The following is a 17,210-nucleotide window of genomic DNA, read 5'->3' on the forward strand; positions in this document are numbered from 1 at the left end:
TGGTAGCTGTCGCGTTCTATTTGTTACAAATAAAAAAATGCTAAATGAAGATAAAATGGTTATTCTGCTTTTCGTTGTACTTTTGGAATAAAATTGATACTATGAAGGTATATGATAGAAAAGGGGTTGGCGTATTTTTGCTTCAAAAAAACAGTAAGCTTGGTCTCACTATTGACGAAATTACAGTTGGCGAGAAAATTCATATTACCGAAAAGATAGAAGATAAGGATTTATTGCTTTATTTAGGGCTTACAAATGATAGTAATCCGCTTTATATTCAACATGATTATGCTGCGATGACACCTTTTCAAAAGCCAATCGTACCAACGATCATGTTAAATGGTATTATTACGTCAGCTGTGTCAAAGTATATACCTGGACCAGGTGCACGAATTATTGAGCAACATTTAAAATATTTAGGACCTCTCTATCATTATGAATTGTTTGATACGCTTTTAGAGGTAACAGAAGTAAATAAAATACAAAATACAATTACTGTATCTGTGCACTCATATAATGAGAAAAAGCAACTTGTGATTGAAGGTACATTGCTAGTGACGCCACCTATTGCATTATTGACGTCTTGAGATTTGAAATGGGGGTTTCAAATCACTATCGGAGGCATAACACATGACAAAAACGATTTTAGTTGTAGAAGATGAATTTTCTATTGCGACATTATTGAAATATAATTTAGAGCAGGCTGGCTATGTTGTAGAAACAGCTGCAGATGGTCAAGAAGGGCTTGATAAGGCAATTGACTTACAGCCAGATTTAATTCTATTAGATTTGATGCTTCCAAGGCTTGATGGTATGGAGGTATGTAAACAAATTCGTCAACAACGTATGAATACACCTATTATTATGTTAACAGCAAAGGATGACGAGTTCGACAAAGTACTTGGTCTAGAGCTAGGGGCAGATGATTATATGACGAAGCCTTTTAGTCCACGCGAAGTGTTAGCGCGGGTAAAGGCTGTATTAAGACGTTTTACACAAAATGTTGTGGCAGAAGATAAGAATGTGCCTAAAGAGAAAATGTATGAGTTTGGACAATTGCGTGTCTTTCCTGAGCGTTTTGAAGTGTTTTTACAAGATGAGGCGCTGGAATTTACACCAAAGGAATTTGAGTTACTCATTTACTTACTTGAAAATAAAAACCGTGTTTTAACGCGTGATCAGCTATTAAGTGCTGTATGGAAGTATGATTTTGCTGGCGATACTCGAATTGTGGATGTACACATTAGCCACCTTCGCGATAAAATCGAGGAAAATAGCCGTAAGCCGATGTTCATCAAAACAATTCGCGGCCTTGGCTATAAATTTGAGGAGCCGAAGACGACATGAAATCAATGAGCAACCGCTTATTCTTGACATTCATGCTATTGCTTGGAACGATACTAGCTGTCCTAATGATTGTTATAGGTCAGCTTTTTCCTGTTTATATAGAACAGTACAATGAGCAGGCGAGTTCGCAGATGCAAGAATCCATCAGTCAAGTATTAGATGAACGAAAGATTGAACTATCTAAGGAAGATAAAGAGGCACTGTATACTGCTCAAAACATTGAAGCAAAGGACACAATATTATCGAATGTTCGTGCACGAGTTTATGTAGTGCTAGCGATTTTGTTTACAATCACGCTTATATTAATAGCTGTTGTCTGTCGCTATATGATTCGAAATTTCACCGCTCCTATTGATAACGTAACAGATACAGCACTTGAGCTGGCAAAGGGAAATTATCGTGCACGTGCCCATGAAAATGAGCATGAACGTATGATGCCACTTAGTCACTCTATCAATATTTTAGCGCGTAATTTACAGGATATTACGACGATTCGTGAGGTAGAAGAGGAAAGGCTTAAAACGTTAATTGAAAACATGGGAAGTTCCCTCATGATGATTGGACGTGAGGGGAATATATCTATCGTGAACCGTGTATTTTTAGAGCGTTTCGGTATGCAAATTGACGATGTGCAAGGAAAAGTCTTTCGTACTATAGGTTTACCTAAATCAATGGAGCAGTTTATCGACCATGTGTTTCTAACAGAAATGCCTTATCGACAACAAATTAAAATGGAGGTCCAACAGGAGCTTTATAATAAGGAAGTGTATGGAGCACCTGTTATAGGAGATCATGGTCGATGGCTTGGTGTCGTTATTGTTATGCACGATATTACGGAGCTTGTTCGTTTAGAGCAGATTCGTAAGGACTTTGTGGCCAATGTATCTCATGAATTGCGTACACCTATTACATCTATTAAAGGTTTTTCGGAAACTTTACTTGATGGGGCCTATAAGGACGAAAAAATGTTGCTATCTTTTTTAGAGATCATTTATAAAGAAAGTAACCGTCTACAGATGCTAATCCAGGACTTACTAGAGTTATCGAAAATTGAACAGCATGGTTTTACCGTTAATATAATGCCGATGGGCTTGCAAGATGTACTTATACGTGGAGCAGAGCTGACAGGACCTCGTCTAGATGAGAAAAATATGAGCTTTCATGTTGATATAGAACGTGATGTCCAGGTTATGGGTGATGCGAATCGTATCATTCAAATTGTCACTAATTTAATTACCAATGCCATTACGTACTCGCCAGAAAATACAACCGTTACAATTCGATTAAAGGAAAATGAAACGTACGGCATTATTGAAATAGAGGATCAGGGTATAGGGATTGAAAAGCATGAAATAGCCCGTGTCTTTGAACGATTTTATCGTGTGGATCGTGCGCGAAGCCGGAATTCTGGGGGAACAGGTTTAGGGCTTGCTATTGTTAAACACTTAGTAGAGGCGCATCATGGTCGCATTCAAGTAGAAAGTGAAGTTAGCGTAGGCACAAAAATGATTGTCATGATCCCGAAAAATTAACGATTTCTTTACAATAGCACAATTTTAGATTCACAATGGGGGCTTATACTTATTAATAGAAACCCCCTATATAATTGATAAGACTATAAATTGGCTAAGAAATCTTTACTTATATGCATGAAGATTTTTTGATTGTGCTGCTTAGCTATCGTCATAGAAGGAAGAATCTATTGCCAAAGTTTTTGGTGGTAGATTCTTTTTCTGTTTTACACGTAACGCAAATAGGTGTAAAGTATAGTAGCATAATATTCAACTAATAATCAGTGTACTTGTTAGTAGAACCAATCGCGCTTATCGTTCAGTTAATTAGCCCACATTATCTTCATTCAGTAGGTGTCCAAACACCTACTGAATGAAGATAATGCCTCCTGACGCAATTATGCCAAGGTGAAATTAATCAAGAAGTGATCTATATTACTGACCGTAAAAGCGGGATAAAAAATTGAAAGAAGGATGACCATGAAAATCGTCAAAAGTATCGTGCAAATCGGCTATCTTTATATACTATTATTTGTTGGAAATAGTATTGCACGTCTACTTCACTTGCCGATTCCAGGGAGCATAATTGGACTAGTCTTATTGTTTTTACTTTTACAGTTTCATATTATTAAGCTTGAATGGATTGAGCTAGGTGCAGGTTTATTACTTAGTGAGTTATTACTATTTTTCATTCCATCTGCTATCGGAGTAATCGACTATGATGCACTATTCGGTGTGCAAGGTGTGAAGGTTGTGCTTGTTATTGTAGTGAGTGCTATTGTTGTTATGTTTGCAACAGGTTTCACAGCACAATGGCTAGAGCAACGAAAGAAAGGTGATACTGCATGAGCTTTTTAATAGCTATCTTAAGTTTACTTGGTACTATTGCAATTTTTTATATTAGTAAAATGTTTTATAAAAAGTATAAGAAGGAATGGCTAACACCTATACTGATTACACCGTTAGTTATAATTATCATTTTGCTACTAACAGGTACATCCTATAAATCCTTTAATGCAGGAGCCAATATTTTAACAAATTTACTAGGTCCAGCAACAGTTGCATTTGCTGTACCAATTTATAAAAATTTTAACCTATTAAAGAAACATGCCTTTGAAATTTTTCTAAGTATTGCAGTTGGATCTGCGGTTGCCATTACATCATCATTTATAATTGCCGTAGTAGTTGGATTAAATGATGAGCTTGTGCATAGCTTAGTACCGCGTTCAGTCACTACACCAATCGCGATGGATATTTCCAATATGATTGGTGGCTCTCCTACGCTGACAGCCGTTTTTGTTATGGCAACGGGTATTTTAGGAAGTCTGATTGCACCGTTAGTTATTAAAGTATGTCGTTTTCACAGACCTTCTTCTAGAGGTTTAATGCTGGGAATGGGAGCCCACGGTACAGGTACTTCTAAAGCGTTTGAGTTTGGTGAGCTTGAAGGTACTTTTGCAAGTCTTGCTATGATCGTAGCTGCATTAATTAGTATTGTTTTAACAACAACATTTTTCCCAGCATTGGAACATCTAGTTGTCAATATCCTGTTGCCTTAAATGGTAACAGGGTTTTTTATTTTCCAAATAAAAAATGTACCATATGTCAAACTGCCTAAAATTAAAGTATTAGTTTATTAAAATATTTTGAAACTTTTTATAAAGTATCTCGTAAACTATAGTACTAAGTATAAGGGAGGATTCGACATGAGTGTGAAAAGGTCACTAATGATGGTGGGACTTGGCATTTTCGGCATAGTTGCACTTATTGCAGTTTTTACATCGTGGTACACGGTAGATGAATCAGAACAAGCAGTTGTCATTACATTCGGCCGTGCCGATGATACAGTAACAGAACCAGGTTTACATTTTAAATTACCTTGGCCTGTACAATCAGTTGAGGTTTTATCGAAGGAAACATTTAGTTTGCAGTTTGGCTATAAGCAAAATAAAAAAGGTGAATTGGAAGATTACGATGCTGAAACGAAAATGATTACAGGGGATGAAAATATTGTTTTAACAGACCTTGTAGTTCAATGGAAAATTACAGAACCGAACAAATATTTATTCAACTCACAAGATCCAGAAAAAATATTACATAGCGCTACGTCGAGTGCGATTCGATCCATTATCGGAAGTTCCAAAGTCGATGCTGCGTTAACTGAGGGAAAAGCGGACATAGAAGCAAAATCAAGAGACTTACTCGTTTCTCTTATTGAAAAATACGATATTGGGATAAGTGTTTTAGGGGTAAAACTACAGGATGTTGAATTACCAAATACAGATGTGCGAGCGGCATTTACAGCGGTTACTGATGCACGTGAAATGAAAAATACAAAAATAAATGAAGCAGAAAAATATGCGAATCAGCGTACTAATGAGGCTCAAGGTGAAAAGGATGCTATTATCTCGAAGGCTCAAGGTGAAAAAACAGCGCGTATCGAGCAGGCTCAAGGTGATGTAGCTGTCTTTAATAAAATGTATGAGCAATATAAGGGCAATCAACAGATTACACGCGAGCGTTTAATTTTAGAAACGCTTGAAAATGTTTTACCTAAAGCGCAAATTTACATTATGAATGATGATGGTAGTACGATGAAATACTTGCCTCTTCAAGCATTGCAACCTGCAGCACAGGAGACACCAACAGAGAAAAAAGAGGGGAGCGGTAACTAATGGACCAAAAAAATAAGGATCTAGACAAATTCTTAAATTTTTTATCAGGAAAATCGAAAAATACTGCTCCTAGTGAGGGTGATACAGGGGATAATGTTATTAAAATGTCTAAAAAGAGCCCGTTGAATCCTAAAAAATTCCTTTCTCTTGCTGTGACGTTAACAGTTGTCTTCGCAATAGCAATTATTTTATTTGCCAATACTTATATTGTAAAAGAATCTGAGTATGCTGTTGTTCGACAGTTTGGGGAAGTAGTGAAATTTCAGAGTGAGCCTGGCTTGAAAATAAAAGTACCATTTCTTCAAACCGTAACGAAACTACCAAAAAATCAAATGACCTATGAAATTTCAGAAGAGGAGATTAATACAAAGGATAAAAAGCGAATTATCATTGATAATTATGCAGTTTGGCGTATTACAGATCCAAAGCAATTAATTTCCAATGCAGGAACAATAGAAAAAGTTGAAACACGTATGGAAGAGTTTATCTATTCAGTTATTCGTTCTGAGCTTGGTCGAATAGAATATACAGAGATTATTAACGATGAAAACTCTTCACGTGGTAGTATCAATGACGAGGTCACTAAACGTGTTAATGAATTGCTCTCAAACGATAAGTATGGAATTGAAGTAGTGGATGTCCGTATGCGTCGTATCGACTTGCCAACTGAGAATGAGCAATCCGTGTTTACGAATATGATTTCAAAGCGTGAATCAATCGCACAAAAATATCTATCTGAAGGTGACGCTCAGAAACGCCGTATCGAAGCTCAAACAGATAAGCAGGTTCAAGAAATGCTAGCAACGGCTAAAAAGGATGGAGCATTGATTCAAGCGGAAGGTGAAGCAGAAGCAGCGAAGATTTATAATAAATCATTTTCTCAAGACCCTGAATTCTATTCATTGTACCGTACATTAGAATCATATAAGAAAACTGTAGGTGAGGATACGGTCATTATTTTGCCATCCACTTCACCATATGCAAAACTATTATCTGGCTATATAAAATAATACTATTATTCTTGTAGGGATTAGTATATAAAGTCGTCTCAAATTTTCTGAGACGGCTTTTTTACACTATCCATGAAACTAGCAAGGTGTTTTGTATGATATTTTTCATATTGGTTATAGGTTTTAAGGCTCGTCACTATTACGTGTGGTTGATTTCCGTTCCGACTGGGCGCTTTGCCGCTGACGCTTCGCTTTCGCGCAGAGCAAAGCTTCCTGAGGGCGTCCAATGAGCCGCTTGGGCCAACACGATGTTGGTCACGAAGGCGTTATCACAGGACGTGATGTTTTTAGCCTTCGTTCCTCTGCCGGCTCGTTCCAGGGTCTCATCTGTGACGCTAATCGAGGGCACTGAAAAAGTCGATTTGCCACAAAAAATGTGATGCAAATCGACTTTTTTGAGTTTCTAAATCCAACAAAAGACAGATTTATAATATAAAAAAATGAATTTCTTTAGTTTTTCAGTGCCCTTGACGCTAATCCCCAAGGAGTCGCCCGGTCGGAACGAAGGTCAACTTATACTTGGCATACATTTCAATAAATATCATTCCAAACTTTTTAAGAGTGATCTAGTTATAATTTTAATCTTCTGTACTATTTAATTATCAATTTTGGTTTTAGGAATTTAATCACATATCTTATAAATATCTTTCAATTATCGATAATACGTTATGAAAATAATAGAAATTTATAATTTTGTGTTTCGTAGATGACTATTATCTGATAGAATGATAATGTTCAGAATTAAAAAATGGGGGTAATAGTTGTGAAGTTGCCAATTAGCAAGTGGCTCCAAAATTTAGGGATAGCCTGTAGTATTGCATCGTTATTTACACTTTTCTTCCGTCTATCAGATTTTGCATGGATCACAAAAAGTGTTTATCATATACCAGTGTTTTTTATGATTTTGTTTTTATTAGGGTTAGTCATTGCTGAGGATGTACGAAAGATATTTAAAAAAATATTTTGGTACGAAAAACGCAAAGTCAAGCGTCCTATATGGCAAGTTGGGATTGGCTTCATTTTCTTCTTAGCACAAATTGGTACCGTAATGGTATTCAGTACAGAGCTTACACAACCACAGCTTGGTGGTATGCCATTATTTTTAGTGTTTGCCTTTATGAATGCCTTTATATTGACAGTAATATATGAAGAGATTTTCTATCGTAAAGAAAAAACAAATGAAGTCAGTGAATAACATGAGAGAAGTCAATTACTATAAGTGATTGGCTTTTTTGTGTATAGACAATCCTAAGCTAATATATAAATATAGAAATTTTAGCGATTTTCATCGTTATGATTGGTAAAATAATCGTTTTCTCGATAAAGTAAAAAGGAAGAGGCATTTTCAAACATACGTTTTCGTTTTACAATTAAGAAGACGAAAACGCAGGAGGATAAAATCATGACAAAGGAAAAATTGCTATTATTGGACGGCAATAGTTTAGCGTATCGCGCGTTCTTTGCGTTACCTTTATTAACGAACGATAGTGGGATTCATACAAATGCAGTATACGGCTTTACAACAATGCTACAAAGAATATTAGAGGAAGAGCAACCAACGAAAATTTTGGTTGCCTTTGATGCAGGTAAGACAACCTTCCGTCATGAGACATTTACGGAATATAAAGGTGGTCGACAAAAGACTCCACCAGAATTATCTGAGCAATTTCCTTATATACGTAAGCTTATTGATGCTTATGGTATTAAGCGATATGAGCTTGAATTATACGAAGCGGACGATATTATAGGGACACTTGCCAAAGAAGCTTCATCACAGGATATGGACGTCATCGTCGTATCAGGAGATCGTGACTTAACACAACTCGCGACTGAGCAGGTAACCGTATACATTACTAAAAAGGGTATTACCGAAATTGAAAAAAATACACCAGCCTTTATTGCAGAAAAATACGGCTTAGCTCCCGGGCAAATTATTGATATGAAAGGTTTAATGGGAGATGCTTCAGATAATATTCCTGGTGTACCAGGTGTTGGTGAAAAAACGGCTGTTAAATTGCTGAAAGAGCATGGTTCAGTGGAGTCGCTTTATGCGGCAATGGATACGGTAAAGACTTCAAAAATGAAAGAAAAATTAGTTGCCAATGAAGAGCAGGCACTAATGAGTAAAAAGCTTGCTACCATTTTTACAGATGCACCAATTGATATAACGCTTACTGATCTTGGTTATAATGGTCCGAATGAGGAAGAATTAATGAACGTGTGGCGGGAGCTTGGCTTTAAGTCACTACTAGATAAAAGTGATTTTACTGTCCAAGAAGAAGAACAAGCGCCGTTTGACTATGAAATTGTGCAAGAAGTAAAGCAAGAGCATTTAAAGGATGTAATGGCAGTGCACTTGGAACTAGAGGACGAGCATTATCATACGTGTCAGCAACTAGGCATTGCACTAACAGATGGAGCGAAAACAATGTACGTGCCGTTTGATACTGCGGCTAAATCAGATGTTCTTCGTCTCTGGTTAGAAGATGCTACTAAAATAAAGTATGTGTCTGATTCAAAGGCATCTCAGGCGGCGTTAAAACGTGCGGGGATTCGTTTAGCGGGTGTTGAATTTGACTTATTGCTTGCCTCTTATATTAATAATCCTGGGCTAAGTGGAGATGATGTGGCGACACTTGCGAAAGAACTGGGCTATCGTAATGTGCAGGCAAATGAGAGTGTTTATGGTAAAGGAGCTAAACGAGCTATACCAGCCATGGATGTACTGGCTGAGCATGCCGGCCGTAAAGCCTTTGCTGTGTGGTCATTACAGTCAAAGCTTGAGACATTGTTAAAGGAAAATGAACAGTTCGAACTCTATAAAAACTTAGAACTTCCACTTGCTTTCATTTTAGGGGAAATGGAAAGTGAGGGTATCACGGTCAATCGTGCCACATTGGAAAAAATGGGGCAAGAGCTAAATGACAAGCTAATTGTTATCGAACAAGAAATTTATGCGGAGGCGGGAGAAGCCTTCAATATTAATTCACCAAAGCAATTAGGTGTTATTCTCTTTGATAAACTAGGTCTTCCTGTTATTAAAAAGACAAAAACAGGTTATTCCACTGCAGCAGATGTATTGGAAAAATTAAAGCCAGAGCATGCCATTATTGAGCATATTCTTTTGTATCGTCAGCTTGGAAAATTACAGTCAACATATATTGAAGGCTTGCTCAAGGAAATCCATGAAGAGGATGGAAAGGTGCATACTCGATTCCAACAAGCATTAACAGCTACAGGGCGTTTAAGCTCAACTGATCCGAATTTGCAAAACATCCCGATTCGTTTAGAAGAAGGGCGAAAAATCCGTCAAGCGTTTGTCCCATCGCAAGAAGATTGGATATTGTTTTCTGCCGACTATTCACAAATCGAATTGCGAGTATTGGCCCATATGTCAAAGGATAAAAATTTAGTAGAAGCTTTCCGTGAAGGTATGGATGTTCATACACGTACAGCAATGGATGTATTCCATGTCTCAGCTGATGAGGTCGATAGCAATATGCGTCGCGCTGCTAAAGCGGTAAACTTTGGTATCGTTTATGGTATTAGTGATTATGGCTTATCGCAAAATTTAGATATTACTCGAAAGGAAGCTGCTATATTTATCGAGAAATATTTTGCGAGCTTCCCAGGTGTAAAACAATATATGGATGATATCGTGCAGGATGCAAAATTTAATGGTTATGTGACAACGATTTTAAATCGACGTCGATATTTACCTGATATTACGAGCTCAAATTTCAATCTGCGAAGCTTTGCTGAGCGTACCGCGATGAATACACCGATTCAGGGAAGTGCAGCTGATATTATTAAAAAAGCAATGATTGATATGGATGCTCGATTGAAAAAAGAAAATATGCAGGCAAAGCTCCTATTACAAGTGCATGATGAATTAATTTTTGAAGCACCTAAGGAGGAGATTGCGCTGCTTGAAAAAATAGTACCAGAGGTTATGGAGAATGCGATCGAGCTTGATGTACCGCTAAAAGTGGACTTCAACTACGGCGCGACTTGGTACGAAGCAAAATAAGGAGGGGTTAAAATGCCTGAATTACCAGAGGTTGAAGGTGTCGTCCAGGCATTAAAACCTAAGATTGAAGGGCGCACAATTCAACAGGTTCAACTGTCTGAAATTATTCGTTTGTCCTTTGGGGAAGGAAAACAATGTATCGTGAAGCAAGCTGAGCCCGATGCATTTGAAATAACCTTGTCCCAAATGACAATTACAAAAATTGAACGACGTGCAAAATACATCTTTTTTCATTTGCTGAAAGAGGATGTTCCTTATGTACTTGTTAGTCATTTAGGGATGACAGGTGCATGGTTTGTTGTGAATTCGCCTGAGGAAATTAATGAGGCGAAATTTCAAAAGCATATTCATGCTACATTTCAAATGGCAGATGGTGGCTATTTAATATACTCGGACATACGTCGCTTTGGTGAATTACGTTTTTTAACAAAAATTGAGGATCATGCACCATTAACTAAAATGGCACCAGAGCCATTCGATGAAGCAGCATGTGATTATTTTATTGCGAAATCAAAGTTACCGAAATATGAGAAAAAGGCCGTTAAGGAAGTAATTATGGATGGGCAGGTTATTTCGGGCTGTGGCAATATTTATGCTACAGAAGCACTATTTGCTCAAAAAATTCATCCGACCCGCACTATGAACCGCATTAGTGAAAAGCGTAAGCGTGCATTATTCGAGGCGATTGTCGCTATTTTACGCCAGAGCATTGAAGCAGGAGGTTCAACAATTTCAGATTATCGTAATATAAATGGTGAGGCTGGAAGTATGCAAAATCGATTGCAAATGTATGGCAAGAAGATGTGTCCAACGTGTGGAACTGCAACGAGCCAAATGACGATAGGTGGGCGCATATCAGTCTTTTGCCCAAATTGTCAACATTAAAGGGGATTTAACTATGATTATCGGATTAACAGGAAGTATAGCGAGCGGAAAAAGTACAGTAGTAAAAATGATGACAGCACTTGGTTTACCGATTGTCGATGCAGATATTGTAGCGCGTGATGTTGTAGAACCAGGAACGGAGACTTTAAAGTTAATAGCTGAAAATTTTGGACAAGACATATTACTAGAAGATGGTAGTTTAAATCGTGCCAAGCTTGGCGATATTATTTTCCATGAGCCTGCAAAGCGTAAAATTTTAAATGATATTATGCATCCTGCTATTCGTAAGGAAATGCTGCGCCAGCGCGATGCTTATTTAGAGTCTGGAGAAAAGCATGTAGTGATGGATATTCCACTTTTATTCGAAAGCAAGCTACAGCATTTTGTCGAGCGTATTATTGTAGTATCGGTTAGTGAAGAGGTACAGCTCCGTCGCTTAATGGAGCGTAACAACTTATCGAAGGAGGATGCACTAGCTCGAATGCATTCTCAACTACCTATGTCAGTCAAAGAAAAAGGTGCCCATGCGGTTATTTACAATAATGAAAATTTAGAACAAACAGAGCACCAATTAAAAAAAATCCTGACATATTGGGACGTTTTATAATCAAATTAATAATCCGTAAAATTAATCGATGCGTAGCAATGACATATTGCTACGCATTACTTTCTTTGAAAAACTATTATGTCAATGAAATTATGGTGTCACATTGGGTGATTTCCGTTCCAGGCTACTCGCTTTCCCACGGGAGTCGAGTAGCCTGGAACGGAAATCAGCAATAGCGTAGAACTTTTATAAATTTTATGCATTGGACCTATAACAACGCACCTTAATTGAACAGAATAGACTTATAACAGTGACGTGATTGTATAGTCGTTGTTGCTGTCGCACAGATAAAATCATTTAGCAAAAGTTACGTTTTATCACTTAAATTATAGCGACATGTCAGAGGATACATGCTATGTGAATTAGTTGATTGGAGTGGAGGCTGGGCGACTCCTCGGGGATCAGCAATAGAGGAACGGAGGCTAAAAGCATCACATCCTGTGATAACGCCTCCGTGACCAACATCGTGTTGGCCCGAGACCCTGGAGCGCAGCGAAGCGGCTCATCGGACGCCCCCAGGAAGCTTTGCTCTGTGCGAAAGCGTAGCGGCAGCAACAAAGCGCCCAGCCGGAACGGAAATCAACCCCTCGCTGCCGAAGAGCCATACTTTATTTAATATGACACATTAATTTCATTGACATTATATTCAACAATACGGATGCGTGACAAGAACACTTTGCTATGCATTTTTTTGTGGATTTATACCATAATAAGGACTAATTTAGGCGATTTTATTTTTCAGAAAATAAGAACTTTTATATTATGAATATATAATGTTCATCTTTTTTAAAATTGTGTTATACTAATCAGCATAAAGTATATAATTAATATGAGTACGTACTCACGGGAGGATTTTATAAATGACAGTATCAGTTGCTATTAATGGTTTCGGGCGTATCGGACGTATGGTTTTCCGCCAAGCGATCGTACAAGAAAGTTTAAATATCGTTGCGATTAACGCGAGCTATCCAGCTGAAACGTTAGCACATTTGATTAAGTATGACACAAATCACGGAACATTCGAAGGTACGATTGAACCAGCAGGCGATGCTTTAATTGTAAATGGTAAACGTGTTCAAATTATTAGCGAACGCGACCCATTAAAATTACCATGGGCAACAATGGGTGTGGATATCGTTATTGAAGCAACTGGTAAATTTAATGATCGTGAAAAAGCAGCAATGCACTTAGAAGCAGGCGCAAAGAAAGTGATCTTAACAGCACCTGGTAAAAACGAGGACGTAACAATTGTTTTAGGTGTAAATGATGAGAAACTTGATATCGCAAAACATGATGTTATTTCAAATGCTTCTTGTACAACAAACTGCTTAGCACCAGTTGCTAAAGTATTAAATGACACATTTGGTATCGAAAGCGGATTAATGACAACAGTTCACGCTTATACAAATGACCAAAAGAATCTAGACAATCCACATAAAGATTTACGTCGTGCACGTGGATGCGCACAATCAATCATTCCAACATCTACAGGTGCTGCCAAAGCTTTGAAATTGGTATTACCAGAATTAGAAGGCAAAATTCACGGTATGGCACTTCGTGTTCCAACACCAAACGTATCATTAGTTGACCTTGTAGTTGATTTAAATACAGATGTAACAGTAGATTCTATCAATGCTGCATTTGTGAAAGCTGCTACTGAAGGTCCAATGAAAGGTATCTTAAACTTCTCAGTTGAGCCTCTAGTATCTTCTGATTACAATACAACAACTTACTCTTCTACAGTGGATGGACTTTCGACAATGGTAATGGGTGACCGCAAAGTGAAAGTACTTGCTTGGTACGACAATGAGTGGGGTTATTCTGCACGTGTTGTAGATCTTGTGAAAAAAGTGGCAAAAGCTTTAGAAACAGTTAACGCTTAAAAATTATTCTGAGCACATTGAAATCCTAGTGGTTTCGATGTGCTTTTTTTTATTAAATAGATAGTTTATCGTTATTGGTATTGTATTTGATATCAAGAGTATGTTGCGATCTCCTTAGATAAATTATTGCAATCTATGCTTGTACTTTCTCCTTTCAGGGCTTATCATGAGCACACTAGCGTGAATGCGCTTTTCTTACACATAGGAAATTTGTTATAATAGAAATATTAAATGTTGTGAAATCAGGAGAGTAATTATATGAGATGTCCATCTTGCCAATTTAACGGAACGCGTGTTGTGGATTCGAGGCCTGTAGATGATAATAAAGAAATTCGTAGACGTCGTGAATGTGAGTCATGTGGCTTCCGCTTCACAACGTTTGAAAAAATTGAAGAGACACCGTTAGTTGTAGTGAAAAAGGAAGGTTCACGAGAAGAATTTAGTCGTGAAAAAGTACTTCGTGGACTAATTCGTGCTTGCGAAAAACGCCCTGTTTCTCTTGAAGTACTTGAGGGACTAGTAATGTCTATTGAAAAAGATCTTCGTCGCATTGGGAATTCTGAAGTCCAGTCTGAGGATGTAGGGGAAATGGTGATGGATCGCTTAGCGAAAATTGATGAGGTTGCTTATGTGCGCTTTGCATCGGTTTACCGCCAATTTAAGGACATCAATGTCTTTATTGAAGAGATTAAAGAGATTATTCAACGTCAGACAGAGCAAAAATCATAGGGAAAACAGAGAGGGTGAATGACGTTGATCCATTTGTATAAGGAATTGCAGCCCGCTGATTCTTTTGACATTCGCCTACCTCATGCACTTTCTACGCAGGAACGTCAATTAGTAACGCTATTTTATCAGCCTTTAATTGGAGCGGAGCCAATCAGCCTTTATTTAACACTATGGGCAGAAGCTGAGCAAATGCCAAGTCAGCAAATGACACATTATTATTTAATGAATGTGCTAGGGCTTCCTATTGGTAAAATATTTGAGGCACGTATTGCGCTCGAAGCAATTGGCTTGTTACGCACATGGAAAAAAGAAGATGCTGACCAGCGAAGCTTTTTATATGAGCTGATGCGTCCGCTTGATGCAGATAGCTTTATGAAAGACCCACTGCTGTCGATGTTTTTGTTTAGTAAAATTGGGGAGCAAGCTTATCGAAAGTTACGTCAGCGTTTTATTCCATCTGCAAGAGATGCAGAATTTAAAGATGTATCACGTGTCTTCATAGACGTTTTTAAGCCTGTTAGTTCAAAGATTCCAGATGATTTACAAGTCGATACTAGTCGTAAGGATCAACAGCAAAAGGTATATCCGTTTTATTTTGAACAGTTTGACTTCGAATTACTGCAGGCGGGTTTATCGGAGCAGCTAGTGCCGTCCAGTTTACTAACACTTGAGGTACGTGAAACAATAGCAAAACTTGCTTTTTTATATCGCTTAACGGCACTGGATATGCAAAAAGTTGTGATTCTTGCATTAGATGATGACCTAGGTATTTCACTGGAACGATTACGTAAGGCAGCTGCCGATTTTTATAAGCTAACGGTATCAAAAGAACCACCAAAGCTTGCAAGAGTGATTGAGCCATCATCTCTAGAAGAATCAGGACAAAAAACAAAGGATCAGGAGCTTCAGCATTATTTAGAGACGACTCCGCCAGTCCAAGTGCTGCGAGATATCAATAATGGCAAAGAACCTCTACAGACTTCCGTTCAGCTTGCTGAAAGCTTAATTGTCCAGCATGGAATGCCAGTAGGTGTTGTTAATGCTCTTTTGGAATATGTAATGTTAACAACTGATATGAAGCTACCTAAAAAATATGTGGAAACGATTGCGGATCATTGGGTACGTAAAAATATTCAAACTGCAAAGGAAGCAATGGAGCTAGCACGCCAGGAGCATGATAAATACACTACGTGGAAAAATAAGCCGCAGACACCGAGGAAAAGTAATCAAGGTGCTAAAGGGCGTTCAGGAAATCAACGTGAAGAGAAGGTGCCTGAATGGTTTTACAAACGTAACGAGCAACAAGAAGATAACACTTCAAGCACGATAGATTTTGAGCAAGAGCGTCAAAAAATATTGGAAATGCTAGGGAAAAGTGATAAGTAAGGAGGGTGAACGACAATCGAACAGATTAATGGACCATTAAAAAGAGCAATTAATGTACCATCATTTCAAGAACGTTACGAAACGATGCGTCGAGAAATTTTAGAAAACCCTCGTGTGCAAGAATTTTTAGCAGCGCATGCAGATGAGTTAAGCTATGAAACAATTGAACGTAATTTACCGAAGCTCCATGAGTTTATTAGTCAATCTACTGTCTGCTGTGGCTGTAACAATACGGAAAGTTGTACAAACTACTTAAAAGGTTTTTTACCTACTTTACGTGTAGTGAGAAGTACCGTTGAAATTGATTATGTACGTTGTGAGCAAAAGATACGCGAGGATGAGCGACGTGATGTAACCAATATGATTGCGAGTATGCATATGCCTAAGGATGTGCTGCAAGCGACAATTCAAGATTTACTCATTGACGATGAATCTCGTGTCATGATTGCTCAAAAAGCGGCACAATTTGTGAAGACAACATTGGAAACAGGAAAGCTTCCAGCAAAGGGTTATTATTTATACGGGAAATTTGGTGTAGGGAAATCTTTTGTACTAGGAGCACTTGCTAATGAATTAGCCTCCATCAAAATTCGTTCAGTAGTCGTGTTCGTGCCTGAATTTTTACGAGAAATGAAAAATGCAATTGGCGATAATACATTGAATGAAAAATTAGACTATGTGAAGAAGGCACCAGTGCTAATGCTTGATGATTTAGGAGCCGAGACAATGACCGCTTGGACGCGAGATGAAATTTTGGGGACTATTTTCCATTACCGCATGGCGGAGCAATTGCCAACATTCATTACATCTAATTTTAAATATGATGAACTAGAGCATCATTTAGCACAGTCGCAAAAAGGTGACATAGAAGTTGTGAAGGCTGGACGTATTATGGAACGTGTCAAAGCCTTGACAGAGCCAATTGAAATGCACGGCAAAAATCGACGTATGTAAGATTGACAGTTGCATTTTACGACAATCGAGCGTATACTGTCTCATATAATAATTAACTTCTTTCAGCAGGCTGTGCAAACACCCGCTGAAAGAAGTTAATGCCTCCGGCGGATGTCACGGAATCGGAAAGGAGTACTTAGAGGATGTTAGCCTAAAATCATCGCATCCATGCGATAACGGCTAACTGACCTGC

Annotated in this window: 15 protein-coding genes; all 15 read left to right on the forward strand. The window is 38.0% G+C overall.

Annotation, left to right across the window (positions count from 1 at the left end; all coding sequences use genetic code 11):
* The first annotated feature begins 137 nt into the window (after positions 1–137).
* Positions 138–587 (forward strand): MaoC/PaaZ C-terminal domain-containing protein, encoded by a 450-nt coding sequence (locus AN161_RS00395; RefSeq protein ID WP_082339553.1) that lies wholly within the window; start codon positions 138–140, stop codon positions 585–587.
* Positions 588–630: 43 nt separating this feature from the next.
* Positions 631–1,347, forward strand: coding sequence for a response regulator transcription factor (locus AN161_RS00400; protein WP_053592399.1), 717 nt, complete (start codon positions 631–633; stop codon positions 1,345–1,347).
* Positions 1,344–2,879: an ATP-binding protein gene (locus AN161_RS00405; RefSeq protein WP_053592400.1), complete on the forward strand. Its 1,536-nt coding sequence runs from the start codon at positions 1,344–1,346 to the stop codon at positions 2,877–2,879. The genes AN161_RS00400 and AN161_RS00405 overlap by 4 nt, the downstream gene beginning before the upstream one ends.
* 459 nt (positions 2,880–3,338) lie before the next feature.
* Positions 3,339–3,707: a CidA/LrgA family holin-like protein gene (locus AN161_RS00410; RefSeq protein WP_053592401.1), complete on the forward strand. Its 369-nt coding sequence runs from the start codon at positions 3,339–3,341 to the stop codon at positions 3,705–3,707.
* Positions 3,704–4,417 (forward strand): LrgB family protein, encoded by a 714-nt coding sequence (locus tag AN161_RS00415; protein ID WP_053592402.1) that lies wholly within the window; start codon positions 3,704–3,706, stop codon positions 4,415–4,417. Before AN161_RS00410 ends, AN161_RS00415 begins: the two co-directional genes overlap by 4 nt.
* Positions 4,418–4,564: 147 nt before the next feature.
* On the forward strand, positions 4,565–5,533 hold the full coding sequence (gene hflK / locus AN161_RS00420) for an FtsH protease activity modulator HflK (RefSeq protein ID WP_053592403.1): 969 nt from the start codon (positions 4,565–4,567) through the stop codon (positions 5,531–5,533).
* Positions 5,533–6,543 carry a protease modulator HflC gene (locus tag AN161_RS00425; protein ID WP_053592404.1) on the forward strand — a complete coding sequence of 337 codons (1,011 nt, stop codon included), beginning with the start codon at positions 5,533–5,535 and terminating at the stop codon, positions 6,541–6,543. Before hflK ends, AN161_RS00425 begins: the two co-directional genes overlap by 1 nt.
* 763 nt (positions 6,544–7,306) lie before the next feature.
* Positions 7,307–7,738, forward strand: a complete 432-nt coding sequence (locus AN161_RS00430; protein ID WP_053592405.1) for a hypothetical protein — start codon at positions 7,307–7,309, stop codon at positions 7,736–7,738.
* 207 nt (positions 7,739–7,945) lie between these two features.
* Positions 7,946–10,573, forward strand: a complete 2,628-nt coding sequence (polA, locus tag AN161_RS00435) for a DNA polymerase I (RefSeq protein WP_053592406.1) — start codon at positions 7,946–7,948, stop codon at positions 10,571–10,573.
* 12 nt (positions 10,574–10,585) lie between these two features.
* On the forward strand, positions 10,586–11,458 hold the full coding sequence (gene mutM / locus AN161_RS00440; RefSeq protein ID WP_053592407.1) for a bifunctional DNA-formamidopyrimidine glycosylase/DNA-(apurinic or apyrimidinic site) lyase: 873 nt from the start codon (positions 10,586–10,588) through the stop codon (positions 11,456–11,458).
* A gap of 13 nt (positions 11,459–11,471) precedes the next feature.
* Complete coding sequence (gene coaE / locus AN161_RS00445) at positions 11,472–12,065, forward strand: dephospho-CoA kinase (protein WP_053592408.1); 594 nt, start codon at positions 11,472–11,474, stop codon at positions 12,063–12,065.
* Between the two features lie 860 nt (positions 12,066–12,925).
* Positions 12,926–13,948 carry a glyceraldehyde-3-phosphate dehydrogenase gene (locus AN161_RS00450; RefSeq protein WP_053592409.1) on the forward strand — a complete coding sequence of 341 codons (1,023 nt, stop codon included), beginning with the start codon at positions 12,926–12,928 and terminating at the stop codon, positions 13,946–13,948.
* Between the two features lie 258 nt (positions 13,949–14,206).
* Positions 14,207–14,677: a transcriptional regulator NrdR gene (gene nrdR / locus AN161_RS00455; RefSeq protein ID WP_053592410.1), complete on the forward strand. Its 471-nt coding sequence runs from the start codon at positions 14,207–14,209 to the stop codon at positions 14,675–14,677.
* 18 nt (positions 14,678–14,695) lie between these two features.
* Positions 14,696–16,063 carry a DnaD domain protein gene (locus AN161_RS00460; RefSeq protein ID WP_241774455.1) on the forward strand — a complete coding sequence of 456 codons (1,368 nt, stop codon included), beginning with the start codon at positions 14,696–14,698 and terminating at the stop codon, positions 16,061–16,063.
* A gap of 24 nt (positions 16,064–16,087) precedes the next feature.
* A complete protein-coding gene (gene dnaI, locus AN161_RS00465; RefSeq protein ID WP_277815912.1) occupies positions 16,088–17,017 on the forward strand; it encodes a primosomal protein DnaI in 930 nt (309 codons plus the stop codon).
* The last annotated feature ends 193 nt before the right edge of the window (positions 17,018–17,210 follow it).

Origin of the sequence: Lysinibacillus sp. FJAT-14222, assembly GCF_001278875.1 — a bacterium.
Lineage (GTDB): Bacteria > Bacillota > Bacilli > Bacillales_A > Planococcaceae > Lysinibacillus > Lysinibacillus agricola.

Bases quoted from the DNA above. Each gene is read 5' to 3' on its own strand.
- AN161_RS00400 (WP_053592399.1), top strand. From the start codon at position 631: ATGACAAAAACGATTTTAGTTGTAGAAGATGAATTTTCTATTGCGACA.
- AN161_RS00405 (WP_053592400.1), top strand. From the start codon at position 1,344: ATGAAATCAATGAGCAACCGCTTATTCTTGACATTCATGCTATTGCTT.
- AN161_RS00410 (WP_053592401.1), top strand. From the start codon at position 3,339: ATGAAAATCGTCAAAAGTATCGTGCAAATCGGCTATCTTTATATACTA.
- AN161_RS00415 (WP_053592402.1), top strand. From the start codon at position 3,704: ATGAGCTTTTTAATAGCTATCTTAAGTTTACTTGGTACTATTGCAATT.
- hflK (WP_053592403.1), top strand. From the start codon at position 4,565: ATGAGTGTGAAAAGGTCACTAATGATGGTGGGACTTGGCATTTTCGGC.
- AN161_RS00425 (WP_053592404.1), top strand. From the start codon at position 5,533: ATGGACCAAAAAAATAAGGATCTAGACAAATTCTTAAATTTTTTATCA.
- polA (WP_053592406.1), top strand. From the start codon at position 7,946: ATGACAAAGGAAAAATTGCTATTATTGGACGGCAATAGTTTAGCGTAT.
- mutM (WP_053592407.1), top strand. From the start codon at position 10,586: ATGCCTGAATTACCAGAGGTTGAAGGTGTCGTCCAGGCATTAAAACCT.
- coaE (WP_053592408.1), top strand. From the start codon at position 11,472: ATGATTATCGGATTAACAGGAAGTATAGCGAGCGGAAAAAGTACAGTA.
- AN161_RS00450 (WP_053592409.1), top strand. From the start codon at position 12,926: ATGACAGTATCAGTTGCTATTAATGGTTTCGGGCGTATCGGACGTATG.
- nrdR (WP_053592410.1), top strand. From the start codon at position 14,207: ATGAGATGTCCATCTTGCCAATTTAACGGAACGCGTGTTGTGGATTCG.
- AN161_RS00460 (WP_241774455.1), top strand. From the start codon at position 14,696: ATGACGTTGATCCATTTGTATAAGGAATTGCAGCCCGCTGATTCTTTT.